Consider the following 23,082-nt stretch of genomic DNA (forward strand, 5'->3'; position numbering starts at 1 on the left):
CATTCACCTGCGGGCGTGACCGGCCCCGCGCTAGGAAGATCCCATGACAACCGTGGACCGGGCCGTTCTCGACAATCCCGTGTGGACGGCGCTGCTCCACGACTCGAGCCGGGCCGAGGTTCGTGGCCGGGCGGCCCGCTACCTGCCGGACGTGTCTCCGTTCGTGGCCGTGGCCGGCGCCGCCGATCCGGCCGCGTGGGCCGACCTGGCCGAGCTGACCGGTCCCGGGGCCGAGGTGTGGATGCCCGCCGCCCCCGTGGGCGCCGGGCCCGGCTGGGAGCGGACCGGTGGCGGCGTCGGCCTGCAGCTCACCGGCGAAGACCTGGCCGCCGCGGCCGACCCCGAGGCCGTGCTGCTGACCGAGGCCGACGTGCCCGAGATGCTCGATCTCGTCGCCCGCACCCGGCCCGGGCCGTTCGGGCCCCGTACCCGCGAACTCGGCACTTATCTCGGCTTCCGCCGCGAGGGAGCGCTGGTCGCGATGGCGGGGGAGCGGATGCGCCCGCCCGGCTGGTCCGAGATCAGCGCCGTCTGCACCGACCCCGCTTTCCGTGGTCAGGGCCTGGCCAACCGCCTGGTCCGGGCGGTGGCGGCGGCGATCCGCGAGCGTGGCGACACACCGTTCCTGCATGTGGCGGGCAGCAACCCCGATGCGATCCGGCTCTACCGGGCGATGGGCTTCCGGCACCGCCGCGACATTAATTTCCATGCGTATCGGAACACCGCGAGCTAGGCTCGCCGGAGTTCTTCGAGAGCAGGAGCAGATCTGTGACGGGCAGCGGTGACGACATCTCCGGGTGACCTACCCCGGCTGATGTCGTCTTTTCTGTTCCCGCACCGTCTCTCTCCCGGAGTTCTTCATGTCCGACGGTTCCGTCGTCTGCACCGCCCTGTCCTTTTCCTGGCCCGACGACACCCCGGTCTTCGACGACCTGACGCTGTCGGTGCCGGCCGGGCGCAACGGCCTGGTCGCCGCCAACGGCACCGGCAAATCCACCCTGCTGCGGCTGATCGCCGGTGAGCTGACCCCGACCGGCGGCACGGTCACCGTGGGCGGCGTGCTCGGCTATCTGCCCCAGCACCTGCCCTTCGCCCAGGAGCAGTCCGTGGCCCAGGTGCTCGGCGTCGACCGCACGATCGCCGCGCTGCACGCCATCGAGTCCGGCGACGCCGCCGACGAGCACTTCGCCACGGTCGGCGCCGACTGGGACGTCGAGGAGCGCAGCCGGGTCGAGCTCGACCGGCTGGGCCTGGGCGACGTGGCCCTCGACCGGCGGCTGGGCACGCTCAGCGGCGGTCAGGTGGTGTCGCTCGGGCTCGCCGCCCAACTGCTCAAACGGCCCGATGTGCTGCTGCTGGACGAGCCGACCAACAACCTCGACGGTGCGGCCCGCGAGCGGCTGACCGCTGTGCTGCGGACGTTCGCTGGGTGCCTGCTCGTGGTCAGCCACGACCGGGCGCTGCTCGACGAGATGGACCGGATCGCCGCCCTCGAGCACGGCGAGCTCCGCTGGTACGGGGGCAACTTCACCGCGTACGCGGAGGCGGTCGAGGCCGGGCGTGAGGTGGCCGAACGACAGGTGCGCAACGCCGAGCAGGATCTGAAGCGGCAGAGGCGCGAGATGCAGCAGGCCCGCGAGCGCACCGCCCGGCGCCAGTCGACCGCGGCCCGCAACCTGGGCAGTGCCGGCCTGTCCCGGATCCACGCGGGCAACCTGAAGAACAGCGCCCAGGTGTCGGCGGCCCGGTCCGGTGACGTCCACGCCGCCCGGGTCAGCGACGCGCAGGCCCGATACGACGAGGCGAGCTGGGCCGCCCGGCAGGACGACCGGATCGTCATCGACCTGCCGGCCACGGCCGTGCCGGCCGGGCGCACCGTCTTCACCGGCTCGGGTCTGCAGGTCAGCTATGACGGGCGGCCGGTGTTCCCGGGCGACGGGATCGACCTGATCATCCGCGGGCCGGAGAGGATCGCGCTGGTCGGGCCCAACGGCGCCGGCAAGTCGACGCTGATGCGCCTGATCGGCGCCGATCAGCAGGCCGGTCGGGGCCGGGTCGCCTACCTGTCGCAGCGCCTCGACCTGCTCGACGACGACCTGACCGTGGCCGCGAATCTGGCCCGCTTCGCGCCGGCGCTGGCCGACGCGGAGCGGATGAACCTGCTGGCCCGCTTCCTGTTCCGCGGTGACCGGGCCCATCTGCCGGTGCGGGTGCTCTCGGGCGGCGAGCGGTTGCGGGCGACCTTGGTCTGCGTGCTGTTCGCCGAGCCGGCGCCTCAGCTGCTGCTGCTCGACGAGCCGACCAACAACCTCGACCTCGTGAGCGTCGGCCAGCTCGAGGCCGCTCTCACGGCGTACCGGGGAGCCTTTGTGGTGGTCAGCCACGACGAGCGGTTCCTGGACGCGATCGGGATCGACCGCCGGATCACCCTGGGCTGAGACGCGACGAGCCGCGCCCGGCCCGGGCGCGGCTCGTCACAACACGGCAGATCAGGCGGCGTACTTCTCCACCAGGCCACCGAGGGCCGGCAGAGCGGCCTCGATGTGCTTCGCGGCGCCACCGCGAACGGTCTTGTAAGCCTTGACGACGACGGCCTTCTCGGAGGCGTTGGCCATGTCGTCGGTCACCAGCAGCATGGCCGGGGTGACCTCGTCCTGCCGCTTGACCAGGTACTCACCGAACGAGCCGCCGCCGGCGACCTGGAAGTCGGCCCAGAACGGCTGCAGCTGCTCGAGCATCGAGGGGACCATGATGTTCAGGGTCTCGACGTAGTAGCCGGGAGCGAACGAGGTGACCGCCTTGTACGCGAGCTTCACCGCGGCCGCGGAAACGCCCGACTTGTTGGCGAGCTCGGACTCGACCAGCGCCTGGGCGTCCTTGACGATGGCCTCCTTGGTGGCCGGGTTCTCGGAAAGCTCAAGAAGGTTCGAAACCATGGGTGTGCGCGCTCCTCATCAACAAGACAACGGCGAGCAGACTACTCAATGCAGAATCACTTTCAACTCCTGCCTCGGCCGTCTCGGAAGGATGCCCCGGCCCGGCCAGGATCTTCGGCCTGAACGGCCACCCGGATGACCCGTTCGGCCGGGTGGCCGGGCTCCCGCCGGTAACGCGGGTCTGCTAGGACGAGGGCAGCTGGCGTTCGATCTCGTCACGCTTGGTGACCATCGTCCAGAACGCCTCGGCGATGTCATCGGGGTCGATGACCGGGATGGCGCTGACATCGAGACCGGTCGCCATGTCGCCGCCGAGCATGGCCCGCTGCCCCGCGCTGCGCTCGACCATCGCGGCCACGTGCACGACGCCGGCATAGACCCCCTTCCCGGCCAGTTCGCCGTGCAGCGAGTGGATGTAGTTGCGGGCGGCCGCCATGACCGGACCGAAGCCGCTGAGGCCGGGTTGCGGGTGGGTCGCCGAAACACCCTGGCCGAGCAGGATCGCCCCGTCGCCGCGCTCGAGCATGCCGGGTAGCGCCGCGTGGACCGCCTCGACGAGCGAGAGAAGAAAGACCTCTGTGTACGGCCGGAGCCGCGCCGCGGACAGGTCGGCCGCGGCCGTGAAGCCCTCGACGGTGATCGGCGCGTACTCGACGACGTCGATGCGCCCGAAGCGGGCGAGGACCGCCTCGATCACCGCAGCGATGCCGTCGGACGCCGCCAGGTCGGCCGGGAAGGCGGCCGCCTCGATGCCCTCTTCGGACAGTTCGGCGGCGAGGGCCTCGAGGCGTTCCCGGGTGCGGGCGACCAGGGCCACCCGGTAGCCCTCGCGACCGAACCGCCGGGCGACCGAGGCGCCCAGTCCGGTGCCGGCGCCGAAGATCACGATGGTCTTGCTCATGTCTGACTCCTCGAACTTGATGGTTGCCTCAACTTAGCGCGAAGTTGAGGGCATCATCAAGTTGCTAGGATCACCCCATGCGGAAAGACGCCCAGCGCAACGTCGAGCGATTGCGCGCCGCCGCCGTGGCCGCCTATCACGAGCACGGCCTCGAGGTGCCGATCGAAGAGATCGCCCGCCGGGCCGGGGTCAGCCCGGGCACGGTCTACAACCGTTTCGGCGGGCGGGACGCGCTCATCGACGCGGTGATGCCCGACCTGCTCGAGGCCCGCGTGCAAGAGGCGCGGCGCCGGGCCGAGGCGGAGCCCGACCCGTGGGCCGCCTTCGCGCTCTACGTCACGCTGCTGTGCGAGCTGCAGGCGACCGACCCCGCGCTCAACGACGCGGTGAGCCGTCGCTATCCGGACGCGGAACGGCTCACCGAGATGTGCGACGCCCAGATGGGCAGCGCGCGCGGGCTGATCGAGCGGGCCCAGGCCGACGGCGCCCTGCGGTCCGACTTCACGGTCGAGGACATGGCGTTCCTGCTGTGGTCGACCGCCGCCATCGTGCGGGCCACGGCCGGCATCAACGGGCAGGCGTGGCGGCGGTCGCTGGCCCTCGCGCTCGACGGGCTGCGGTCCGCGTCCGCCCATCCCCTGCCGGTCCCGGCGCTGACCGAGCCCGAGGTGCACCGGGCCATGATCGGGCTCGGGTCGGTCAGCGCCCGCAGGACGAGCAGGTGACCTTGGGCCGGGTGCGCACGAGCAGGCGGTCGTAGGCCTCGACCAGCTGCGGTCCGGGGCCCAGGCCCAGTTCGTCGACCAGCCGGCGGCGGACCTCGCGGAACGTGTGCATCGCCTCGGCCTGGCGGCCGTCGGAGGCCAGGGCCAGCAGCAGTCGGGCCTGCAGGCCCTCGTCGAGCGGGTTGAGCACCGCGGCCTGGCGCAGCGCGGGCAGCACCATCCGGACCGGGCCGCCGCGCTGAGCCGCGTCGGCCGCCTCGCGGGTCACCTGCCAGCGCTCGGCCTCGACGGCCAGGAAGCTGGGGTGGTCCATCTCGAGTTCGGCCGCGCACCGGCCGTGCCACAGCGACAGGGCGGTGGCGTAGCGCCGTACGGCGACCGCGGGGTCGTCGGTGCGCCGGGCCTCGGCGGCCAGCCGGCGGAACCGGAGCAGGTCGAAGTTGTGCTCGTCGACCAGCAGCCGGTAGCCCGAGGCCTGCCGGATCAGATGGTCGCCGGTGGCTCGTACGGGAAGCTCGGGTTCCAGGACGCGGCGCAGCACCCCGATGTGCCGGTGCACCACGTTGACGGCGCTGACCGGCGGGTCATCGCCCCACAGAGTGTCCACCATCTCCGACAAACCGACCGTCGTCCCCGCTCCGGCCAGCAGCAGCGCCAGGATTGTCCGAGGCTGCCGTCCGCCCAGCTCGAGGTCGACCGCGCCGCGCCGGACGCGTACCGCGCCCAACAGGCAGAACCGCAAGTCAGGGTCTCGATCCATGAGTCAACCCTGCCGTCGCAGTCATGACCCAATCATCAGTCGGGTGACTGCGTCATGCCGTCCGGCATGTGCCGCGCGCCACTTCGCTCAAGGGCGAGGTGCCCAAGGCGTCCAGAACCAGAGCGGTCACGTACGGATCGGTCGGCAGCTCGCCGTGGGCCGTGCGCGCGGCCGGGCAGATGCTCTGCAACGGCAGGTTGACGGCGCCGTCCAGGCGGGCCGAGTCGGGCGGCAGCACGGTCTCGTCGTTCTCGGTCCAGATCGACAGCCACGGCAGCCGGCCCGGCAGGTCGCCGTCGATGCTGTCGAGCAGGTCGCTGCCGGGCGCCAGTTCCTGACAGGCTTGTGGACACTGAGCCGCATTCCCGAACCGGGCGCCCAGCCCGGCCAGCCGGGTGCCGTGCAGCGGCGAGCCCAGCGAGACCACCCGCCGCGCCCGTTCAGCGCCGTCGTGGCGCTCGATCCAGAGCCGGGCCACCACCCCGCCGGCCGAGTAGCCGACCACGTCGACCGAGGGCGCCCCGGCGTCCATCGCATCGCGCACGGCCGTATCGAGCAGGCCGGCTTGTTCCTCGAGCGAGCCGGTGCCGTCGCCGGGCAGGGTCAGCACGGTCGCCGTCCGGCCCTCGGCCCGCAGACGCTCGGCCAGCCGGCTCAGGCCGGTGCGGTTACCGCCGTAGCCGGGCACGAGCAGCACGGGGCCGGGCCGGGCCTGATCGGGCCGGGGCCCGTCGTCGTCCGCGCCGCCGACCAGGCGCACTCCCACCAGGGTCAGCAGCAGGAGCACCACGGCGCCGGCCACGGCCGGCCACAGGTACCGCACCGCATCATCATGCGGCAGCGGGCCGCGCCGATTCAGGCGTTCGGGCCAGCCCGGCCAGGGGTCGCGGGTCTCCGGTCCGGGCGGTGTGCCGGAACGCCGCCAGCAGGGCCCGGTGCTCGTCGCGCGGCACCGGGCGGTCCGGCCCGGCGGCCAGCCGGCGGCGGGCCCGGTTGACCAGCTGCCGGGTGTGCGCCTCAGTGATGCCGAGCAGGACCCCGATCTGGCGGTACGGCAGCTCGAAGGCCTCGCGCAGCGTGTACGCGACCCGGGCCCGCGGCTCGAGCCGGGCCACCAGCAGCGCCAGCGCCGTCCGCAACTCGTCGGCCGCGGCCGCCCGGTCGGCGGGGTCGGCCGACGGCTCGGGCGGCAGCACGGCCGGCGTGAGGGCCGACGTCGGCCTCTGCTGGGCTCGGTTGATCGACAGATGGACGGTGGTCCGCGACAGGTAGGCCGACGGGTCGAGCACAGTGTTGTGGTCGACCCGCTGCCACCGCAGCCACGCGTCCTGCACGACGTCCTCGGCCTCGGCCCCCGCGATGCGGGTGGCGATGCGCATCAGGCGGTCGCGCACCACGAGGAAGTCGGTCAATGGACGGGTCTCGAGCACGGCCGGCATGAGTCCTCCCCGGGTCGGTTCCGATGTCGGAGCCGACGCTAGGGAGGGTCAATGCCGAACGAGTTACTCGCCGGGCGCGATCTCCGCGGCGAAGGTCAGGGCAGCAGCTGATCGAGGGTCGGGGGCTTGGTGAAGATGCCGTCGCGCTGGCCGAGCTGGGCCACCCGCTCCAGCGACCGCCGGTTGATGTCCTCGGGCCAGCTGGGCAGGATCATCGCGATGCGGACGGTGTCGTTGATCTGGGTGTACGTGCCGACGACGTCGCGGACCTCCTCCGGGTGGTCGGCCGCGTAGCGCATCGACTCCTTGATGGCCTCGGTGAAGTCGGTGACCAGCTCGGGTTTCGCGGCCATCGTGCCCTGGCTGGTGAAGTACAGAGCGACGGTCAGGTCGGGCGCGGTGTCCACGAAGTTGGAGGCCAGGATCTGCCCGCCCTGCGTCAGCACCGCGCTCAGCGCCGGCTCGACCACCCAGGCCGCGTCCACTTTGCCCGCCTGCAGAGCGCCCGGCATCTCGGGGAACGGCATCGCCTGGAACTGCAGGTTGCCGGCGTCGCCGCCGGCCCGCCGCACCGATTGGCGTACGGTCGTGTCGCCCAGATTCTTCAACGTGTTGACGGCGATCCGCCTGCCGGCCAGGTCGCGGGCCGAACGGATCTTGCTGCCGTCGGGCACCACGATGGCCGAGAAGTCGCGCCCGGCCCGGCCGTTCGAGGCCACGCCGCTGGCCACCGCCTTGAGCGGGGCGCCACCGGACTGCGCGGCCATCAGCGAGGTCACGTTGCTGAACCCGAACTGGTACTTGCCGCCGAGCACCCCCTCGACGATCGGCGCGCCGCCCTGCTCGGGGGTGAGCGCCAGGTCGATGCCGCGCTTGGTGAAGAAGCCCTTCTGCTTACCCAGGTAGATCGGCGCCACGTCGATGATGGGGATGACGCCGACGCTCACCTTTGTGCCGGCGGTCGCCACCGCCTTCTTGTCGTCGGAGCAGGCAGACCCGGCGAGGACCAGGACGACGGCGGTGGCGGCGGCGAGGATCCGGCGCATGGTGTGCCCTTTCGGCTACGCGGCGCAACTGCGCCGCGCGCAATTTACCGGATCAAGCGCGCCAGAGCCTCAGGCGGAAAGGGAAATCTAAATGTCTGCCCGTCCGTCGCGGGGCTCAGCCCGCTGCGGCCAGCTTCTTCAGGGCCGCGGCCGGGTTGGTGGTCAGCGGGGCGCCGTGGCCGGGCAGGATCGTGCGGACGTCGAGGGCGGCCAGCTTCCGGATCGAGGCCACGGCCGTCGTCATGTCCTCGCTGTACTGCGGGTCGGGGCCGACCAGGCCGTCGGTCGTGGTGCGCAGCGCGTCCCCGGCGACCAGCGTGCCGGTGGACGGATCGAAGATCGCGATGTGCCCGGCGGTGTGGCCCGGCGTGCCGATCACCTGCAGGCCGAAGACCTCGTCGCCGTCCTTGAGCGCGGTCAGCGGCCGGGCCGACTGGATCGAGGAGACGTCGGCCTCGCCCGTGTAGAACTTGGCCGCCGTGGCCAGGGGCTGGACGTCACCGAGCCCGCCGGCGTGATCGTCGTGCTTGTGGGTCATCACCACATGGCGTACGGCCGGGAAGCTGCTGCCGGCCTCGGTGAGCCCTTTCCCGATGGCGTCGCCCGAGCCCGGCACGCCCAGGTCGACGATCGCCGCCTCGGCGCCGCGGATCAACAGGTATGCCGACACGAAGGAGAGATCGACCCGTTGCCAGGTGCCGGAGCCGGCCGGGCCCGACGAGGCAGAGGCGGGCGGGCCGTTCGACGGCGCCGCGGAATCCGAGCAGGCGGAGAGCACGGCCACGCCGAGCACACCCGAGCCCGCGGTGAACAGAAGTCTTCGACTGATTCCCATGCCCCATCGTCCGCCCATCGGCCGGTGATCGCACGGGTTCCCGGCGGCCGATCCTGGGTATGGCCCTGCGCATGACGGAGTACGGAATCCATGCCTCCCACGAGCAGATCCCGCCCGCCGAGTTGCTCGCCGCCGTGGTGGCCGCGGAACGCGCCGGCTTCGACGCGGCGATGTGCTCAGATCATTTCTCGCCGTGGAGCCGGCGGCAGGGCGAGTCCGCCTTCGCCTGGTCGTGGCTCGGCGCCGCGTTGCAGGCGACCAATCTGTCGTTCGGCGTCGTGAACGCGCCGGGCCAGCGGTACCACCCGGCGATCATCGCGCAGGCCATCGGCACCCTGGGCGCGATGTATCCGGGCCGGTTCTGGGCCGCGCTGGGCAGCGGCGAGTACAGCAACGAGCACATCACCGGCGAGCCCTGGCCGCGCAAGGAGGTGCGCGAGGCCCGGCTGCTCGAATGTGTCGACGTCATGCGCGACCTCCTGGCCGGCGAGGAGGTCACCCGCGACGGCCTGGTCAAGGTCGACCGGGCCCGGCTCTGGACCCGGCCCGAGGTGTCCCCGCCGCTGATCGGGGCCGCGGTGAGCACGAAGACGGCGGCCTGGTGCGCGCGCTGGGCCGATGGGCTGGTCACAGTCAACGCGCCCGAGGACCACCTGCGCTCGATGATCTCGTCGTACCGGGACGCCGGCGGCCGCGGGCCGATCAGCCTGCAGGTGCACCTGAGCTGGGCGCCGGCGCAGCACGAGGCCGAGGCGATCGCGCACGACCAGTGGCGCAGCAACATCTTCGCCCCGCCGGTGTGCTGGGACCTCGAGACGGTCGACCACTTCGACGTGGTCAGCGAGAACGTGACCGTCGAGCAGGTCGGGAAGGTCGTGAACATCTCGGCCGACCTGGAGGAGCACATCGAGAAGCTCCGGGGGTACGCCGCCCTCGGCTTCGACCGCATATATCTGCATCACGTGGGGCAGGACCTGACGCCGTTCATCGAGACGTTCGGGTCCAAGGTCCTGCCCGCCCTGCGGTGAACTAGCTGGCGTTGACGCTGCAATCGCCGCGGAACTGGTAGGTCGTCGTGTTGACCTTCGTACCGCCGACGTAGTCGATCTGCATGCCCGAGGCCGAGCCGTCGAGCGTGCCGCTGCGGCTCACCACGAGCAGCAGGTTGGCCTGCTCGCCGGCGTGGATCGTGGCGTTCTCGGCCGGCACCCGGAACTCCCAGGTCGGGTTGGCCGCGGGGGGATAGTTGGCGTTGCCGATCGGGGTCCGCCCGCCGGCCAGCGGCACGATGAACGCCTTGCCCGCCTTGACGCCCTTGGCGCCGGCCAGCCCGATCTTCTGGACGACCAGGTCTGAGTTGGCCGGCGCGCGCAGCACGTCGCCGAGAATCATGGAAGCACCTTCGGGCGTACGGACGCACTGAGTGACCGGGTCACCGCCGAACGCCAGCTCGTCACCGCCGTCCGAACCACACGCGGTCACGCCGACCGCCAGAAGAACACCGAGCGTGGCCAGGCCACAACGCCGAATCATGGTCGGGGACAATATTGGCCGTTTGTTACGGGTTGATCTCGGTGCGTAATAATTTTTTCCATGCCGATCTGGCTGCGGATTCCGTCGTGGACGGTCGCCCGCACTGACGTTTTCCGGGGCGTCCGAACCGCATATGGTCAGACCTTCCGGAGCACGTAATGATGATCGTCGTGGTCTGGCGCAAGTACCTCCTGATTCCCCGGCTCACCCTGGCCGCGCTCGGCGCGCCGCGCTCGCAGTCGCGCGCGTGGGAACGCTACTGGGCCGGTGTCGCCCGCACCGGGCCCGGCGGTGACGTGCTGTGGGAGGCCGACGAGCCGGCCGAGAACGAACTGCTGGCCGCGGTGCTGAGCCGGCATGCCGACCCGGCCCGGCCGATGGTCGACCTCGGGTGCGGGTCGGGCCGTCAGACGTACGCGCTGACGGGTTTCGCCTCTCGGGTCGTCGGCATCGACGGGTCGGCGGCGGCGGTCGCCCGGGCCTCGGGCGCGTTCGCCGGTGTCACCTTCCGGGTGGCCGACATCGCGTCACCCGGACTGGGGGACCGGCTGCACGGCGAACTGGGTGACGCCAACGTGCACATCCGGGGCGTGCTGCACGTGCTGGACGACGATTCCCGTCGTGCGGTCGCCGCCAATATCGTCGCGTTGCTGGGCGAGAGCGGGACGCTGTATCTGAGCGAGACCAACCACACCGGCGACCCGCTCGACTACCTGCTCGACCAGGGCGCCCGGCCGACCCGCCTGCCGCCGCTGGTGCACCGGCTGATCAGCGCCGGCGTTCGGGCGCCGCGCCGGTTCGGGGCCGAGGAGGTCACCGCGATCTTCCCCGATGATGCCTGGCGGGTGCTCGAGCAGGGCGCCACCGAGGTGTACGGGGTCCCGCTGGAACCGGGCGGGCCGGTCCAGCGGATTCCCGCGTGGTACGCCGCGGTCAGGACGCGGCGCCCCCGTCCGTGATCACGTTCTCCGGGTGACGCAGCAGGAACTCGGGCAGCTTGTCGGCCGAGGTCGCCTCGAACAGGGCCCGGGTGTCGTCGCTGATCGCCTCGCCCCCGTTGCCGCCGTTGAACGTGCCGCCATTGGTCTTGATCGGGATCAGGTCGCCCGCGGCCAGGCCCTTGAGCCCGAAGATGAAGTTGTCGACCGGCACGCCGTTGGTGTCCATCTTGAGTGACTTGCCCGCGGCGGCCAGGATCTTGGCGACCTTGGACGGGTTGCCCATGATGCCGGCGCTGCTGGCCTTCTTGGCCATCGCGCGCAGCAGCTGCTGCTGGTGCCGCTGGCGGTCGTAGTCACCGTTGGACGAGTGGCGCAGACGTGAGAACTCGAGGGCCTCCCACGGCGCCATGTTGCGGCAGCCCTTCTTGAAGACCAGGGCGTCGCGCGGCTTGCTCTTCGGGTCGGCGCCGTGCGCGTACTCGATCTTGCCGTTCTTGACCAGGTAGTGGCTCGACCACATCTCTTTGTCGACGCAGAGGTGCACGCCGCCCATGGCCTCGAGGATGCCCTTGAAGCCGTTGAAGTCGATGACCATGACGCCGTCGAACTCGATGCCGGTCAGCTCGTGGATGGCCTTGGTCGCCATCTTGGCGCCGCCCTGCCAGCCGTGCCCGTTCTGCGACCCGAACAGGTAGGCGGCGTTGATCTTGGTGGTCTGCTCGCGAACGCCCAGCTCCTCGTCGGCCGGGATCTTGGCCACGGTGTCACGGGGGATCGAGATCATGTACGCCTTGTCGTGCGAGGCGGTGATGTGCAGGATCAGGATCGTGTCCGACCGGGACTCGCCGTCACCCCAGCCGGTGCGGGTGTCGAGCCCGAGCAGCAGCATGTTCATCGCGCCCTTGGGCAGCTGACCCGCCTTGGCGTTCGTGTTGCCCAGCCCGCCCGCGGCGCTCAGCACCGACGAGGTGGTCTGGATGTTCGAGGTGAGCTGACCGAGGAAGTATTTGACGCTCACGAGGCCGCCGACACCGACCAACGCCATGATGACGCCGAACGTGGTGAGCAGTTTCGCCCAGAGCGGCGCTTTCGGGCGCTTCGACTTCTTCTTGCCGGTTCCGCCGCCACCCTGCGCATTGCGCTGGCCCGGGCGGGCGTCGCGATCGCCTCTCATGGCGGTCCCAGCCGGCATATGTGGTAGCTCCCTCGTGTGACGCGGTGCGTTTGGCAACGCGCCGGGCTCAACGCCGTCAGAACAGATATATGGTCACGATCTATTAGTCAACCCCGCTGGACGCGGGGTGACGCCGTGACGACTTTTCGAATTCAAAAGACCAGATTTCGGTACGCAGCGTAGCGATCCGAGCGCGCCGAGACGCCTTCCCATTATTCGACGGGCGTCAAATGGTTGCCCACCCCGTTGTCCGATTCGCGGGCTTTCTGATCTTCGACTGATAGCGACTCCCACACTTTCTGGGAATTGCCTGAACGCCATTCCGCATGCGCCTGTGGACAACGCGATTCCGGCCCCGGCCCTTTCGGCTACGGTGGGGCCCGCCCCCAGGTCGGGCGGGGTGGGCACGATGGGGCGGCAGCAGAAAACCCGGGACCGGCGGGTGAGCCGGCCCCGGGTTCTCCGGGAGGGTCAGACGCCTGCGGTCGAGGAGATCCAGGCCCGGTTGTACGCGACGCTGCCGTAGTACTGGCGGGCCGTGCCGTCGGCCGTGGAGGCCACGCCGACCTGCGCGCCGTTGTAGACCTGGGGGCCGCCGGAGTCGCCGCGCCATGCGTTGCCGTTGATGCGGGTGCTGCCGATCGCGCGACCGCCGTACGCGTCGGTCTGGTTGGTCGATGTCACCTGCACGGTGGCGGTCTTGAGCGTCGTCGACGCGCTGCAGCCGCTGTAGCAGGTCATGCCCCAGCCGTAGATGCTGTTGGTCGAGCCGACGGGCGGGTACGCGCTCGACAGCGGCATGTACGACGTGGTGATCGGTGACGCGAGCCGCATCAGGGCCAGGTCGTAGCGGGTGGCCGTGCTGCTCACGGCCCGGGTGGTGCCGCCCGACGTGCGGTTGACGCTGCCCACGCGGACGGACATGGTGCCCGAGATGCAGTGGCGCGCGGTCAGCACGTAGTTGGCCGAGATGATCGTGCCCGAGCAGGTGAAGCTGCCGTTGCTCAGCACGGCAGCGGCCCACGGCGCGGACGAGACCGTACCGCCGCCGATGATGTTGGTGCCCGGGTCCTCGACGGCGGCCGAGGCGGCCGAGGGTGCGGCCAGGGCGCCGGTCAGGACGGTGGCCAGCGAAGCGACGACGATGCGGATGCGCACGCCGGACTCCTTTCGGGGGATGTATCGAGGGCTGTCGAAGTACCGTACGTGTTGAGGTGGGAAAACGGTTACAGCCCAATTCGCACCTATCACCGTGTGATGACCGCCGATAGCCTGGTCGGGTGGACCTCGGGATGTTCGTCGGCGGCGCCTGGGTGCCCGCCCGCTCGCACGCCACCACCGTGGCGACCAGCCCCGCCACCGGTGAGACGCTCGGCCGCGTACCGGAAGGTGACCGGGACGACGCGCGCGCGGCCATCACCGCAGCCCGCGCGGCGGCGTACGGCTGGGGTCGGTTGACCGCGTTCGAACGGGCCGCGCTGATGCACCGTGTGGGCGACGTGATCGAGGCCCGGCGCGACGAACTGGCCCGTACCCTCAGTCTCGACCAGGGCAAACCGCTGCGGGCCGAGGCCTACGACGAGGTGGACGAACTGGTCGCCTACTGGCGGATGGCGGCCGAGGACGGCAAGCGCCTGGGTGGGCTGCTGCCGAACTCGTCGTCACCGGGCAAGCGGGCCCTGCTGATCCGCCGGCCGCGCGGGGTGGTCGGCGTGATCACCCCGTGGAACTGGCCCTACACTATGCCGGCCGAGCTGATCGCGCCCGCGCTGGCCACCGGGAACACTGTCGTGTGGACGCCGGCGCCGTCGACCTCGGTGGCCGCGGTCGCACTGGCCCGGTGCATCGCCGAGGCCGACCTGCCGCCGGGAGTGCTCAACCTGGTCACCGGTCCGGGGCCGGTCGTGGGGGACGAGATCGCCCGCAACCCGGGTACGGACGCGGTGGCGTTCATCGGGTCGACGGCCACCGGGCGGCTGGTGGCGTCGGCCGCGGCGGGCAAGGCGACGCTGCTCGAGATGGGTGGGAACGGGCCGGTCGTGGTCATGGACGACGCCGATCTCGATCGGGCGGTCGAGGGGGCGCTGGTCGCCTGCTTCCTGTGCGCGGGGCAGAGCTGCACGGCGGGGGAGCGGCTGCTGGTCCACACAGCGGTCAAGGACGAGTTCGCGGATCGGCTGGCGGCGGCGGTGCGCTCGGCCGTGCGGCTGGGCGACCCGTTCGACGACGCGACGACGATGGGGCCGCTCAACAACGCCGGGGTGGCGGCCAAGATGGATGAGCATGTGGCCGACGCGGTGGCCCGGGGCGCGACGGTGCTGACCGGAGGCGCGCGGGCTGGTTCGTTCAAGACTGATCTGTACTGGCCGGCCACGGTGCTCGACAACGTTCCGGGCGACGCGTTGGTCGCCACCGACGAGACGTTCGGGCCGGTGGCGCCGATCGTGGGGATCGGGTCGCTCGACGAAGCGATCGAGCTGACCAATGCGTCCCGCTACGGGTTGCTGGCCGCGATCTACACGGCCGATCTGAATCGCGGTCTGGCGTTCGCCGATGCGGTGCGCACGGGCTGGGTCAACATCAACGAGTCGTCGAACTACTGGGAGAGCCACCTGCCGTTCGGTGGGCGGTCCGGCTCGGACAGCGGCCTCGGCCGGGTCGGCGGCGCTCACCCCATGGAGGCGTTCACCGAGCTGCAGACGGTGATCATCTCGTGAACGCCGGGCGGCGGACCAGGTAGGCGTCGGTCTGGTCCTCGGCCTCCCAGGTGAAGCCGTGGCGTTCGTACAGGCGCCGGGCCGGGCTGCCGTGCAGGACGCTCAGCCGCACCACCACGCCGTCGCGGTCGCACGGGGCGAGCAGCCAACTGAGTACGGCCGTACCGACGCCCTGGCCCTGGACCTCCGGGGCGAGATAGAAGTGCTCGAGCCAGTGGGCGTCGTCGGCCGGCCGAAGCGCGACGCAGCCCGCGAACTCATCGCCCACCTCGAGGATCCAGGTGTGGGACGGCCCGAACCCGTCCCGCAGTCGCTGCCGCACCCGATGCTCGTCATACCGCCCGAGCCGCTCCAGGTCCGCCCGCAACACCACGGCCCGCAACTCCGCCACGGCCTCGACATCCCCCGCCACGGCCGGCCGGGCGCTCCAGTCCAGCATGATCCTCAGGCTACGGCCGTAGTGCGACGTCACATGACGAAGGTGGTTGGGGCCGGACTCGACGGGGCACTCCGTGCGGGTCTAAGTCGGGAGAAGGAACATGCGCTCGCTGTTGGTATTGCTCGGCATCATCGCCGTCGTTCTCATCGTGCTCGGCCTGGTGCTCAAGGCCGTCAAGTGGCTCATCATCATCGGGCTGATCGCCCTGGCCGTCTCGATCGTCATGGGCTTCTTCAAGGGCCGCCGACCGACGCGATGACGTTCGCCGCCGCTCCGAGGCTCACATGCGGGCGATGCCGGCTATCTGAGTGTTGAACGTGATGAACGGGCTGTGCAGGCGGTACGGCTCGACGTCGACCTGGGTGAAGCCGGCCGATCGAACGGCTCACCGAGGGCCGCCGCCATCGCACCCAGTTGCTCGAGCTCGTACTCCAGCGACGCCGCCCGCCCGGCAGGCGGCGCCCACCGGGCGTGCGCCGCCCGCCAGATGTGGGCCGCCCGCTCGGGGTGTGTTGCCCGGGGTTGACGGCTGGATGGTTATGTTGACTGGATCAATATTGACGTCAACATGTATCGGGTCAATGTTGGGGGCCGAGGAGGTCCCAGCGGTTGCCGGCGATGTCGAGGAAGACCGCGACGCGGCCGTAGGGTTCGTCGCGGGGCTCTCGCACGAACACGACGCCGGCGTCGAGCATTCGGCGGTGCACAGCATCGAAGTCGTCGACCCGCAAGAAGTAGCCGACCCGGCCCGCGGCCTGGTTGCCGACGGCTGTGCGCTGGTCGTCGCCGTCGGCCCGGGCCAGCAAAATACCGGTCTGGGCGCCGGGCGGGCGGACGACCACCCAGCGCTTGGCCCGGCCGTCGGTGGTCAGCGACGGCGAGTCCTCGACCAGGTCGAAGCCGAGCACGCCGGTGAAGAAGGCGATGGCCGGGTCGTACTCGTCGACGATCAGGGCTACCAGGTCGATGTGCATCCCGGCAGCGTAGTCACCACGGGATCACGCCGTCGTCGTTGACGAACGTGCCGGTCGGGCCGCCGTCGGGCAGGGTGGCCAGCCGGATCGGGGTGGCCGCGGCCTCGGCCACCGGGCGGCCCGTGAAGCCGGTGAAGTCGGTGGCCACCAGGCCGGGGCAGGCCGCGTTGACCAGGATGTCGGTGGCGGCCAACTGGCGCGCGTAATGCACGGTCACGGCGTTGAGATAGGTCTTGGTGGGGGAGTACGCGGCCATGATCGGGCCGACCTCGACGGCCGGGTCGGACTGCCAGGTCAGCGACGCGACGCTGCTCGACACGTTGACGATGCGGGGTGACGGCGAGCGCCGCAGGTGGGGCAGCAGGGCGTTGGTCACGCGGATCGCCCCGTACACGTTGGTGTCCACCACCGCGCGGACGACGTCGAGGTCGAGCGTGGTCGGGTCCTGTCCCCAGTCCGGTCCGGTCGGGCCCGAGATGCCGGCGTTGTTGACCAGTACGTCCAGTCGGTCGATCTGTTCGGCGGCCTCGGCCACACTGCGGTCGTCGGTCACGTCCAGCTGTACGGCTCGGGCGTCCACCCCGGCGTCGCGCAGGGTCTTCGCGGCGGCTTCGCCCCGGGCCCGGTCGCGCGCCCCGATCAGCACTCGGTAGCCCTGTGCCCCCAGGCCGGCCGCGATCTCGTACCCGAGTCCCTTGTTCGCGCCGGTGATCAGCGCGGTCTTCTTGTCGCTCATGGGCCGATGCTGACTCGCTGACTGTTCCGTCGCTTACATCGTTACGGTCGGCTGTGATACCTGGGCGGTATCAGCGCAGTATCGTCGGACGGTGGACACCCTGGAGACGCGCGAGCTGCGGTACTTCGTCACTGTCGCGGAAGAGCTGCACTTCAGCCGGGCGGCCGAGCGGCTCGGTATCGCGCAGCCGCCGCTGTCCCGGGCGATTCAGCAGCTCGAGCGGCGCCTCGGGGTGACCCTGCTCGACCGTGACCGGCGCGGGGTGGCTCTGACCGACGCCGGGCGGGTGTTGCTGGACGAGGCGCGGGTGTTGCTCGACAGCGCGGCGGCCGCCGCCCGCCGAACTCAGCGCGCTGCCGCCGGGCCCAACCGGCTGACGCTGGCTACCAAGGCGGGGGCCAACCACGAACTGTTGCGCCGGCTGCTCGACGCCCACGGCGCCGAGCCGGACGCGGCCGAGATCGAGGTCGTGCTGTGCGGGATGGGCGATCAGGCCCGGATGCTGCGTGACGGGCGGGCCGACGTGGCGTTCATGCAGCGCCCGTTCGACGCCCTGGCCGGGTTCGACACCGAGGAGCTGCTGACCGAGCAGCAGGTCGCGATCCTGCCGGCCGAACACCCGTTGGCCGCGCGCTCCTCGCTGACCCTGGCCGACATCGCCGACGTGCCGGATCTGCCGGTGGCCCGCTGGCCGAGCCAGGACGGCACCTACGAACCGGGTCGCGGCCCCGAGATCCACGACCTGTCCCAGCTGGCGCAGCTGATCGCCCTCGGGCACGCCTCGGCGGTGCTCTGCGCCTCGTCGCGCTCCTGGCTGTGGAGCGCCCACGCCGCCGTCCCGCTGACCGACGCCCCGCACGTGACCACGGTCCTGGCCTGGCCCGCCCACAGCCGCTCCCAGGCCGTCGCCCGTCTCGTGAAAACAGCAGTCGACCTGTAGAACGGCCCGCCACGCCCGAGCGGAGAAGCCGCCTCGGCAGGTGAAACCGGCGTCAGTGGTGCGCTCGGCGGTGGGCGCCCAGCACGTCGAGGCCGAAGTCGTTGGAAGGGTCGCGCCACACCGAGTGCGCGTGGTTGGCGTTGCGCTGAGTGTTGTCCCACTCGATCAGCAGCCGCGGCCCCTGCACCCGGTAGTAGTGCGGCGCCCCCGGTTCGGTCGACCCGGCCCACGCCACGTGCACGAGGTCCAAGGCCGCATCGTCGTACGCCGACAGCGGCGACACAGACTCCGGAACCCGGCCGAAATAGGTGCCCAGCAACGCGTACAGAAGCGAGCGTTGCCCGTCTTTCAGATCGCGCCCCGAGATGCCTTTCGGTCGGGCGGTGTACTCCAGCGACCGATGCTCATCCTCGCCATAGCCGGCCGCGGCATCGATGGCATCACTCGCCGCCTGCAGCTTCTCCCACTCCACCGGGTCGCTGAAGCGCTCGTCACGCCAGATGCCGGCCAGCGGAATGACCCGATCCCCCTCACTGATGTCCGTCCGGTTCCCCGTCACCAGGTCCGACGGCGCCTTCGGCGACAGGATCGCCTGGCGCTGCTCGTCCGGCCCCAACGACAGCACCAGCTCGCGGGCCAGATCCTCGACCCGGGCCAGCGGCCGGTTGACCGCACCACCCAGCAGTTCGGAGACCGCCGGATCGGCGCCCATGAAACACGGCGTGGTCGAGACCAGCCGCCCGTCGACGACCAGGTTGTTCAGCGACACGTGGTGCCCGCCGAACCGCCAGCCCCAGGTGCCGCTGCCACCCGGTTCGCCGAACACGCGCAGGTAGTAGAGCCCGGGATCGCGCCCGCGCTCGCGGTCGAAGCGGGCGACGAACCCCTCGGTGTGGTCGAGCACGTTCTCGAGCCCGATCGTGGTCGCCACCGTGACGAATCCCGGCCGCGACAGCCCGGACGCCACCAGCCGCATGGCCGCGCGCTGCTGGACCGGCCGCTGCTGGTGGAACGTGAGCCCGCCGTGGTCGGTCGGCGTGTAGAACCAGCGCCGCCGTTCACCGTCCGCCGCGTCCGCGAGGCCGACCGCGCGCTGGTCGTCGCTGAGCAGTTCGAGCCAGGCCCGCGCCGCTTCGGCCATCCGGCCGGCCACGTCATCCACCATGACCACAACCTAACCGTTGCGGTGGTGCTTCTTGACGAAGGTGTAGCCGGGGGCCAGCGGGCCGATGCCCGCCTTCCGCGCTGCTTCCTGCCGCTTGGCCGAGGGCTGGGCGCCGCGGGGCAGCTTGCGGATGAACCCGGTGACCCAGTGGTCGCCGCGGTGCGAGTCGGCCGGGATCGGCTCGACCATCGGGGCGTAGAACACCATCTCGGTCTCGGTCTGCCCCTCGACCGCGGGATAGGACGGGTGGCCGGTCGAGTCGACGCTGCCGGTCACCCGGGTCAGGAAACCCTCGCGGATCAGCTGATCGACGGCGTTGCGCAGCAGGAACGCGCCCTTGGCGCCCCGCCCCAGACCGGACCGCTTGGTCAGCAGCTCCTCGCTGAGCACCGCGCTGCCGTCGTCGAAGACCCGGCCGAGCTTGCGTACGGTGTGCAGCACCTGAGCGCGGTTCGACTTGTCCGGCGCGTAGTCGCGGGTGACGACCTTGGGGTCGTACGCATAGAAATAGTCGACGCCGTCGACGCGCAACGGGTCGTCGAGCGGGTCGGTGCGGATCACGAAGTCGTCGCGGTGCGGGTGCCAGGTGACGGTGACCAGCACGCCCGGCGGGAAGTCGTCGGGCCAGGTGAGGCCGGTGAGCTGCCACTCGACGTCCTGCCGCAGCTCGCACTCGAAGGTCTGCCGGTTGTCCATCACGACGACGACGTGGTCGCGCTCGCCCTGGGCCGACTCCTCGGGGGCGGCGCAGATCCCCGCCTCGAGATCCGCCCGCCACAGCGCGAGGCGGCGGCTGACCGTTTTCATCCCGCGAATCTACCGTGACCGGCGGTAATGCCGGCCACGGCAGGCGGGCGGGTCAGTCGAGGTCGCGGCCCGAGGCGCTGTCGAGCTCTTGCAGCTGGCGCTGGACGTGGTCGCCCAGGGCCTGCTGGTAGGTCTGGGCCAGCTGACCCAGCTTGTCGATCTCGTCGAGCAGCGCGTTGCGCTTGTCGACCAGCCCGTTCATGGCCTCGGTGTGCTTGCGCCGGGCGTCGCTCTCGATGGTGCTCGCGGCCAGCTGGGCGTCGCTGGTGACCTTGTCGGACTCGGACTGGGCCGAACCGATCAGCGCGTCGGCCTCGGACCGGGCGTCACGCATGTGGTCGTCGGCGGTGCGCCGGGCCATCATCAGCACCGGCGAGTCCTGCCCGTCGCTGACCGACGGCGGCGGGGCGGCCGGGGTCTCGCGGCGGGCCCGCTCGAGCTGGGTCTGCATGCTGCGCGCGTTCTGCTCGGCCCGGGCGCGGGCCTCCTGCAGACGGCCGAGCTGGGCCGTCAGGTCGGAGAGCTCGGCCTCGAGGGCCCGGTTGCCCGGACCGTTGGCCGCCGGGCCGCTCGGCCCCGGTCGCGACGCCTGGTCGTGCAGGGCGCGGTTCTCCTCGAGGAGCCGGGTCAGTTCCTGCTCGACCTCGTCCAGGAACGCGTCGACGTCTTCCTCGTCATACCCGCGCTTGCCGATGGCCGGCTTCTTGAACGCCACGTTGTGAACGTCGGCTGGAGTTAGCGGCATCGTGCTCCTCGGTTCCCATCTGTATTCGACCTGCCGAGGCATCCTACGCACAGTCCCTTGGAACCCGCTCAGGTGTCATAACATCAGTCGCCGATCCAACAGCTGCGGAAGGGTTCGCCCGGTGGCCGACGCCGACGATGTGCGCCGACTCGCGCTCGCCCTGCCCGACGTCGTCGAGATCGACAGCGACGGGTTCGACTTCCGGGTCCACAATCGGGGCTTCATCTGGTCGTATCCGCAGCGTGAGCCGGGTAAGCCGCGGGTCATCCGCACCGATATCGCGGTCCTCTTCGTCGGTGACGAGGCCGAGAAACAAGCTCTGGTCCTGGGCGAACCAGAGCTGTTCTTCACGATTCCCTCGTACGACGGGCTGCCTTTGGTGATGCTGCGGCTACCTGAGGTAACAACTGCGCGGCTGCAAGAACTTATCGGCGACGCGTGGCAGATGCGTTCCGACAGCCGCGCCTGACTACCGTCCGAGCTTGCGGTAGTTACGCACAGCGAGCGGCGCGAACACCGCGAGCAGCACCAGCGGCCACGCCACGGCCAGGAGCAGAGCGTGCTCGCCGTGGGCGCCGGGATTGCCGAACAGCTCCCGGGCCGCGGCGACGGTGGCCGAGATCGGGTTCCACTCCGAGATCGTGCCCAGCCAGCCCGGCATCCGGTCCGGCGGCACGAAGACGTTGGACAGCGCGGTCAGCGGGAAGGCCAGCGGGAAGACGATCAGGCTGACCGTGTCCGGGTTGCGCACGACGCTGCCCAGATAGATGCCGACCCAGGTCAGCGCCACCCGCAGCAGCAGGATGAGCCCGACCGCGGCCAGCGCCTGGCCCGGGCCGAGGTTCCACTGCCAGCCGACGAGCAGGCCGCAGACCACGAGCACGAGCATCTCCAGTACGGCCCGGGCCAGATCGGCCGTGCTGCGCCCGACCATGAGGGCGGAGCGGGCCGTGGGCATCGACCGGAACCGGTCGACGACCCCGCGGCTGATGTCGAGCGAGATGGCCGTGGCGGTGGCGCCCAGCCCGTACAGCTGGGTCATGACGAACACGCCGGGCACCAGGTATTCGCGGTAGCTGTCGCCGCCGACGGCCATGCCGCTGCCGAACACGTACCCGAAGACCAGCACGAACATGATGGGCAGGGAGAAGTAGATGATGATCTGCTCGGGTTCGCGGACGACGTGCCGCAGGTAGCGGCCGGTCATCGTCCAGCCGTCGGCGATGGCGGTGGTCACTTCTTGTCCTCCTCCTCGGCGCGGTGGCCGGTCAGACTCAGGAACGCCTCGTCCAGGGTGGGCCGCCGGATTCCCAGGTCGTCCACGGTGATGGCGGCGTCGCGCAGGGCCCGGGCCGCCTCCACCAGCGCGGTGACGCGGTCGGTGACGGCCACCCGCAGCCGGCGGGTGTCGGGGTCGGCGTCCACCGGGCCGATCCTTTCCAGTACGGCGGTCGCGTCGCCGAGCCGGCCGTGCTCGCGGATCACCACCTCGAGCCGGTCGGCGCCGATCGCGGCCTTGAGCTCGTCCGGGGTGCCCTCGGCCACGACCCGGCCGGTGTCGACGACCGAGATCCGGTCGGCCAGCTGGTCTGCCTCGTCCAGGTACTGCGTGGTCAGCAGCACGGTGGTGCCGTCGGTGACGAGCTTGCGGACGGTGTCCCAGACCTGGTTGCGGCTGCGGGGGTCGAGCCCGGTGGTCGGCTCGTCGAGGAACAGCACCCGTGGCGCGCGGATCAGGCTGGCCGCCAGGTCGAGCCGGCGCTGCATGCCCCCGGAGTAGTCGGTGGCCGACTTGTCGGCCGCGTCGACGAGGTCGAACTGTTCGAGCAGCTCGTCGGCCCGGACCCGGGCCTGCCGCCGGCCCAGGTGGTGCAGGCGTCCGAACAGGACCAGGTTCTGCCGTCCGGACAGCGAGCCGTCGACCGCCGAGTACTGCCCGGTCAGCGCGATCCGCTCACGCACCTGCTCGGGCTGCCGGGCGACGTCGGCCCCGGCCACCTCGGCCCGGCCCGCGTCGAAGTTGAGCAGGGTGGCCAGGATGCGTACGGCCGTGGTCTTGCCCGCCCCGTTCGGGCCGAGCAGTCCGCAGACGGTCCCGGCGGGCACGCTGAGCCGGAACCCGTCGAGCGCCGCCACACCCCGATATGTCTTGCGCAGCCCTTCAGCCGCGATGGCGATGTCGGTCATGCCGCCGAGACTGCCGCCCACCGCTGACGAGCCACGCACGAAGCGCTGACGACCGTCGTCAGTCACTCATGTTGACTGCATG

General features: G+C 70.8%; 27 protein-coding genes. 9 read left to right on the forward strand and 18 right to left on the reverse strand.

The genetic code is table 11. The annotated features are described in order from the left end of the window. The first annotated feature begins 43 nt into the window (after positions 1–43). Both M1L60_RS06905 and M1L60_RS06910 read left to right on the forward strand, forming a co-directional pair. A complete protein-coding gene (locus tag M1L60_RS06905; protein ID WP_253236437.1) occupies positions 44–733 on the forward strand; it encodes a GNAT family N-acetyltransferase in 690 nt (229 codons plus the stop codon). A gap of 127 nt (positions 734–860) precedes the next feature. After that, positions 861–2,438: an ABC-F family ATP-binding cassette domain-containing protein gene (locus M1L60_RS06910; protein ID WP_253236438.1), complete on the forward strand. Its 1,578-nt coding sequence runs from the start codon at positions 861–863 to the stop codon at positions 2,436–2,438. 51 nt (positions 2,439–2,489) lie between these two features. On the opposite strand, the gene M1L60_RS06915 is transcribed toward M1L60_RS06910, so the two are convergent. Both M1L60_RS06915 and M1L60_RS06920 read right to left on the reverse strand, forming a co-directional pair. After that, on the reverse strand, positions 2,490–2,936 hold the full coding sequence (locus tag M1L60_RS06915) for a DUF6918 family protein (protein ID WP_253236439.1): 447 nt from the start codon (positions 2,934–2,936) through the stop codon (positions 2,490–2,492). A gap of 184 nt (positions 2,937–3,120) precedes the next feature. Further along, complete coding sequence (locus tag M1L60_RS06920) at positions 3,121–3,837, reverse strand: SDR family NAD(P)-dependent oxidoreductase (protein ID WP_253236440.1); 717 nt, start codon at positions 3,835–3,837, stop codon at positions 3,121–3,123. Between the two features lie 77 nt (positions 3,838–3,914). On the opposite strand from M1L60_RS06920, the gene M1L60_RS06925 reads away from it, so the two are divergent. Continuing rightward, positions 3,915–4,562, forward strand: a complete 648-nt coding sequence (locus M1L60_RS06925; RefSeq protein WP_253236441.1) for a TetR/AcrR family transcriptional regulator — start codon at positions 3,915–3,917, stop codon at positions 4,560–4,562. On the opposite strand, the gene M1L60_RS06930 is transcribed toward M1L60_RS06925, so the two are convergent. The 5 genes from M1L60_RS06930 to M1L60_RS06950 form a co-directional block, all read right to left on the reverse strand. Continuing rightward, the gene (locus M1L60_RS06930; RefSeq protein ID WP_253236442.1) at positions 4,537–5,322 is read right to left on the reverse strand and encodes an AfsR/SARP family transcriptional regulator; all 786 of its coding nucleotides are present in this window, start codon (positions 5,320–5,322) and stop codon (positions 4,537–4,539) included. The genes M1L60_RS06925 and M1L60_RS06930 overlap by 26 nt on opposite strands. Positions 5,323–5,374: 52 nt before the next feature. Next, on the reverse strand, positions 5,375–6,145 hold the full coding sequence (locus tag M1L60_RS06935; RefSeq protein ID WP_253236443.1) for an esterase/lipase family protein: 771 nt from the start codon (positions 6,143–6,145) through the stop codon (positions 5,375–5,377). A 7-nt stretch (positions 6,146–6,152) separates the two neighbouring features. After that, complete coding sequence (locus M1L60_RS06940) at positions 6,153–6,761, reverse strand: sigma-70 family RNA polymerase sigma factor (RefSeq protein WP_253236444.1); 609 nt, start codon at positions 6,759–6,761, stop codon at positions 6,153–6,155. Between the two features lie 95 nt (positions 6,762–6,856). Continuing rightward, the gene (locus M1L60_RS06945) at positions 6,857–7,807 is read right to left on the reverse strand and encodes an ABC transporter substrate-binding protein (protein WP_253236445.1); all 951 of its coding nucleotides are present in this window, start codon (positions 7,805–7,807) and stop codon (positions 6,857–6,859) included. A gap of 115 nt (positions 7,808–7,922) precedes the next feature. After that, positions 7,923–8,642 carry an MBL fold metallo-hydrolase gene (locus tag M1L60_RS06950; protein ID WP_253236446.1) on the reverse strand — a complete coding sequence of 240 codons (720 nt, stop codon included), beginning with the start codon at positions 8,640–8,642 and terminating at the stop codon, positions 7,923–7,925. Positions 8,643–8,713: 71 nt separating this feature from the next. On the opposite strand from M1L60_RS06950, the gene M1L60_RS06955 reads away from it, so the two are divergent. After that, entirely contained in the window at positions 8,714–9,670 is a 957-nt protein-coding gene (locus M1L60_RS06955) for a TIGR03885 family FMN-dependent LLM class oxidoreductase (RefSeq protein ID WP_253236447.1), read from the forward strand. Between the two features lies 1 nt (position 9,671). Here the strand turns inward: M1L60_RS06955 and M1L60_RS06960 are convergent, their stop codons facing one another. Continuing rightward, positions 9,672–10,175 carry a hypothetical protein gene (locus M1L60_RS06960; RefSeq protein WP_253236448.1) on the reverse strand — a complete coding sequence of 168 codons (504 nt, stop codon included), beginning with the start codon at positions 10,173–10,175 and terminating at the stop codon, positions 9,672–9,674. 158 nt (positions 10,176–10,333) lie between these two features. On the opposite strand from M1L60_RS06960, the gene M1L60_RS06965 reads away from it, so the two are divergent. Further along, the gene (locus tag M1L60_RS06965; protein ID WP_253236449.1) at positions 10,334–11,134 is read left to right on the forward strand and encodes a class I SAM-dependent methyltransferase; all 801 of its coding nucleotides are present in this window, start codon (positions 10,334–10,336) and stop codon (positions 11,132–11,134) included. On the opposite strand, the gene M1L60_RS06970 is transcribed toward M1L60_RS06965, so the two are convergent. Then, complete coding sequence (locus tag M1L60_RS06970; protein ID WP_253236450.1) at positions 11,109–12,290, reverse strand: LCP family protein; 1,182 nt, start codon at positions 12,288–12,290, stop codon at positions 11,109–11,111. The genes M1L60_RS06965 and M1L60_RS06970 overlap by 26 nt on opposite strands. Positions 12,291–12,761: 471 nt before the next feature. Then, on the reverse strand, positions 12,762–13,448 hold the full coding sequence (locus M1L60_RS06975; protein WP_253236451.1) for a S1 family peptidase: 687 nt from the start codon (positions 13,446–13,448) through the stop codon (positions 12,762–12,764). 122 nt (positions 13,449–13,570) lie between these two features. Here M1L60_RS06975 and M1L60_RS06980 point away from each other — a divergent pair, with 122 nt between their 5' ends. Next, the gene (locus M1L60_RS06980) at positions 13,571–15,007 is read left to right on the forward strand and encodes an aldehyde dehydrogenase family protein (protein ID WP_253236452.1); all 1,437 of its coding nucleotides are present in this window, start codon (positions 13,571–13,573) and stop codon (positions 15,005–15,007) included. Here the strand turns inward: M1L60_RS06980 and M1L60_RS06985 are convergent. Beyond that, a complete protein-coding gene (locus tag M1L60_RS06985) occupies positions 14,997–15,446 on the reverse strand; it encodes a GNAT family N-acetyltransferase (RefSeq protein ID WP_253236453.1) in 450 nt (149 codons plus the stop codon). The two genes, M1L60_RS06980 and M1L60_RS06985, sit on opposite strands and share 11 nt — an antisense overlap. 100 nt (positions 15,447–15,546) lie before the next feature. Between M1L60_RS06985 and M1L60_RS06990 the strand changes: the two genes are divergently transcribed. Next, entirely contained in the window at positions 15,547–15,705 is a 159-nt protein-coding gene (locus M1L60_RS06990; protein WP_253236454.1) for a hypothetical protein, read from the forward strand. A gap of 319 nt (positions 15,706–16,024) precedes the next feature. Here the strand turns inward: M1L60_RS06990 and M1L60_RS06995 are convergent, their stop codons facing one another. Together M1L60_RS06995 and M1L60_RS07000 are read right to left on the reverse strand one after the other, a co-directional pair. Further along, positions 16,025–16,420 carry a VOC family protein gene (locus tag M1L60_RS06995; RefSeq protein ID WP_253236455.1) on the reverse strand — a complete coding sequence of 132 codons (396 nt, stop codon included), beginning with the start codon at positions 16,418–16,420 and terminating at the stop codon, positions 16,025–16,027. A gap of 13 nt (positions 16,421–16,433) precedes the next feature. Then, positions 16,434–17,156: an SDR family oxidoreductase gene (locus M1L60_RS07000; RefSeq protein WP_253236456.1), complete on the reverse strand. Its 723-nt coding sequence runs from the start codon at positions 17,154–17,156 to the stop codon at positions 16,434–16,436. Positions 17,157–17,256: 100 nt separating this feature from the next. On the opposite strand from M1L60_RS07000, the gene M1L60_RS07005 reads away from it, so the two are divergent. Next, positions 17,257–18,096, forward strand: coding sequence for a LysR family transcriptional regulator (locus M1L60_RS07005; RefSeq protein WP_253236509.1), 840 nt, complete (start codon positions 17,257–17,259; stop codon positions 18,094–18,096). 52 nt (positions 18,097–18,148) lie between these two features. Here the strand turns inward: M1L60_RS07005 and M1L60_RS07010 are convergent, their stop codons facing one another. From M1L60_RS07010 to M1L60_RS07020, 3 genes are read right to left on the reverse strand one after another with little or no spacing between them, the layout of a single operon-like run. Continuing rightward, positions 18,149–19,261 carry a DUF3500 domain-containing protein gene (locus M1L60_RS07010; RefSeq protein ID WP_253236457.1) on the reverse strand — a complete coding sequence of 371 codons (1,113 nt, stop codon included), beginning with the start codon at positions 19,259–19,261 and terminating at the stop codon, positions 18,149–18,151. A gap of 9 nt (positions 19,262–19,270) precedes the next feature. Next, the gene (locus M1L60_RS07015) at positions 19,271–20,068 is read right to left on the reverse strand and encodes a hypothetical protein (protein WP_253236458.1); all 798 of its coding nucleotides are present in this window, start codon (positions 20,066–20,068) and stop codon (positions 19,271–19,273) included. A 52-nt stretch (positions 20,069–20,120) separates the two neighbouring features. Continuing rightward, positions 20,121–20,855, reverse strand: a complete 735-nt coding sequence (locus tag M1L60_RS07020) for a DivIVA domain-containing protein (RefSeq protein WP_438862076.1) — start codon at positions 20,853–20,855, stop codon at positions 20,121–20,123. Between the two features lie 79 nt (positions 20,856–20,934). Here M1L60_RS07020 and M1L60_RS07025 point away from each other — a divergent pair, with 79 nt between their 5' ends. After that, entirely contained in the window at positions 20,935–21,282 is a 348-nt protein-coding gene (locus M1L60_RS07025) for an MmcQ/YjbR family DNA-binding protein (RefSeq protein WP_253236460.1), read from the forward strand. On the opposite strand, the gene M1L60_RS07030 is transcribed toward M1L60_RS07025, so the two are convergent. Together M1L60_RS07030 and M1L60_RS07035 are read right to left on the reverse strand one after the other, a co-directional pair. Then, on the reverse strand, positions 21,283–22,050 hold the full coding sequence (locus M1L60_RS07030; RefSeq protein WP_438862077.1) for an ABC transporter permease: 768 nt from the start codon (positions 22,048–22,050) through the stop codon (positions 21,283–21,285). Further along, positions 22,047–23,000, reverse strand: coding sequence for an ATP-binding cassette domain-containing protein (locus M1L60_RS07035; protein ID WP_253236461.1), 954 nt, complete (start codon positions 22,998–23,000; stop codon positions 22,047–22,049). Before M1L60_RS07035 ends, M1L60_RS07030 begins: the two co-directional genes overlap by 4 nt. Positions 23,001–23,082: the final 82 nt, after the last annotated feature.

This window comes from Paractinoplanes aksuensis, assembly GCF_024137025.1.
GTDB classification, from domain to species: Bacteria; Actinomycetota; Actinomycetes; order Mycobacteriales; family Micromonosporaceae; genus Actinoplanes; species Actinoplanes aksuensis.

Excerpts from the sequence above, each read along its gene's own strand:
- M1L60_RS07000 (WP_253236456.1), bottom strand. The coding sequence starts at position 17,156 with ATGAGCGACAAGAAGACCGCGCTGATCACCGGCGCGAACAAGGGACTC.
- M1L60_RS06950 (WP_253236446.1), bottom strand. The coding sequence starts at position 8,642 with ATGGGAATCAGTCGAAGACTTCTGTTCACCGCGGGCTCGGGTGTGCTC.
- M1L60_RS06905 (WP_253236437.1), top strand. The coding sequence starts at position 44 with ATGACAACCGTGGACCGGGCCGTTCTCGACAATCCCGTGTGGACGGCG.
- M1L60_RS06990 (WP_253236454.1), top strand. The coding sequence starts at position 15,547 with ATGCGCTCGCTGTTGGTATTGCTCGGCATCATCGCCGTCGTTCTCATC.
- M1L60_RS06970 (WP_253236450.1), bottom strand. The coding sequence starts at position 12,290 with ATGAGAGGCGATCGCGACGCCCGCCCGGGCCAGCGCAATGCGCAGGGT.
- M1L60_RS06920 (WP_253236440.1), bottom strand. The coding sequence starts at position 3,837 with ATGAGCAAGACCATCGTGATCTTCGGCGCCGGCACCGGACTGGGCGCC.
- M1L60_RS06915 (WP_253236439.1), bottom strand. The coding sequence starts at position 2,936 with ATGGTTTCGAACCTTCTTGAGCTTTCCGAGAACCCGGCCACCAAGGAG.
- M1L60_RS06960 (WP_253236448.1), bottom strand. The coding sequence starts at position 10,175 with ATGATTCGGCGTTGTGGCCTGGCCACGCTCGGTGTTCTTCTGGCGGTC.
- M1L60_RS06940 (WP_253236444.1), bottom strand. The coding sequence starts at position 6,761 with ATGCCGGCCGTGCTCGAGACCCGTCCATTGACCGACTTCCTCGTGGTG.
- M1L60_RS06930 (WP_253236442.1), bottom strand. The coding sequence starts at position 5,322 with ATGGATCGAGACCCTGACTTGCGGTTCTGCCTGTTGGGCGCGGTACGC.
- M1L60_RS07010 (WP_253236457.1), bottom strand. The coding sequence starts at position 19,261 with ATGGTGGATGACGTGGCCGGCCGGATGGCCGAAGCGGCGCGGGCCTGG.
- M1L60_RS06985 (WP_253236453.1), bottom strand. The coding sequence starts at position 15,446 with ATGCTGGACTGGAGCGCCCGGCCGGCCGTGGCGGGGGATGTCGAGGCC.
- M1L60_RS07035 (WP_253236461.1), bottom strand. The coding sequence starts at position 23,000 with ATGACCGACATCGCCATCGCGGCTGAAGGGCTGCGCAAGACATATCGG.
- M1L60_RS06995 (WP_253236455.1), bottom strand. The coding sequence starts at position 16,420 with ATGCACATCGACCTGGTAGCCCTGATCGTCGACGAGTACGACCCGGCC.
- M1L60_RS06925 (WP_253236441.1), top strand. The coding sequence starts at position 3,915 with ATGCGGAAAGACGCCCAGCGCAACGTCGAGCGATTGCGCGCCGCCGCC.
- M1L60_RS07015 (WP_253236458.1), bottom strand. The coding sequence starts at position 20,068 with ATGAAAACGGTCAGCCGCCGCCTCGCGCTGTGGCGGGCGGATCTCGAG.
- M1L60_RS06955 (WP_253236447.1), top strand. The coding sequence starts at position 8,714 with ATGACGGAGTACGGAATCCATGCCTCCCACGAGCAGATCCCGCCCGCC.
- M1L60_RS06965 (WP_253236449.1), top strand. The coding sequence starts at position 10,334 with ATGATGATCGTCGTGGTCTGGCGCAAGTACCTCCTGATTCCCCGGCTC.
- M1L60_RS06945 (WP_253236445.1), bottom strand. The coding sequence starts at position 7,807 with ATGCGCCGGATCCTCGCCGCCGCCACCGCCGTCGTCCTGGTCCTCGCC.
- M1L60_RS06910 (WP_253236438.1), top strand. The coding sequence starts at position 861 with ATGTCCGACGGTTCCGTCGTCTGCACCGCCCTGTCCTTTTCCTGGCCC.
- M1L60_RS07020 (WP_438862076.1), bottom strand. The coding sequence starts at position 20,855 with ATGCCTCGGCAGGTCGAATACAGATGGGAACCGAGGAGCACGATGCCG.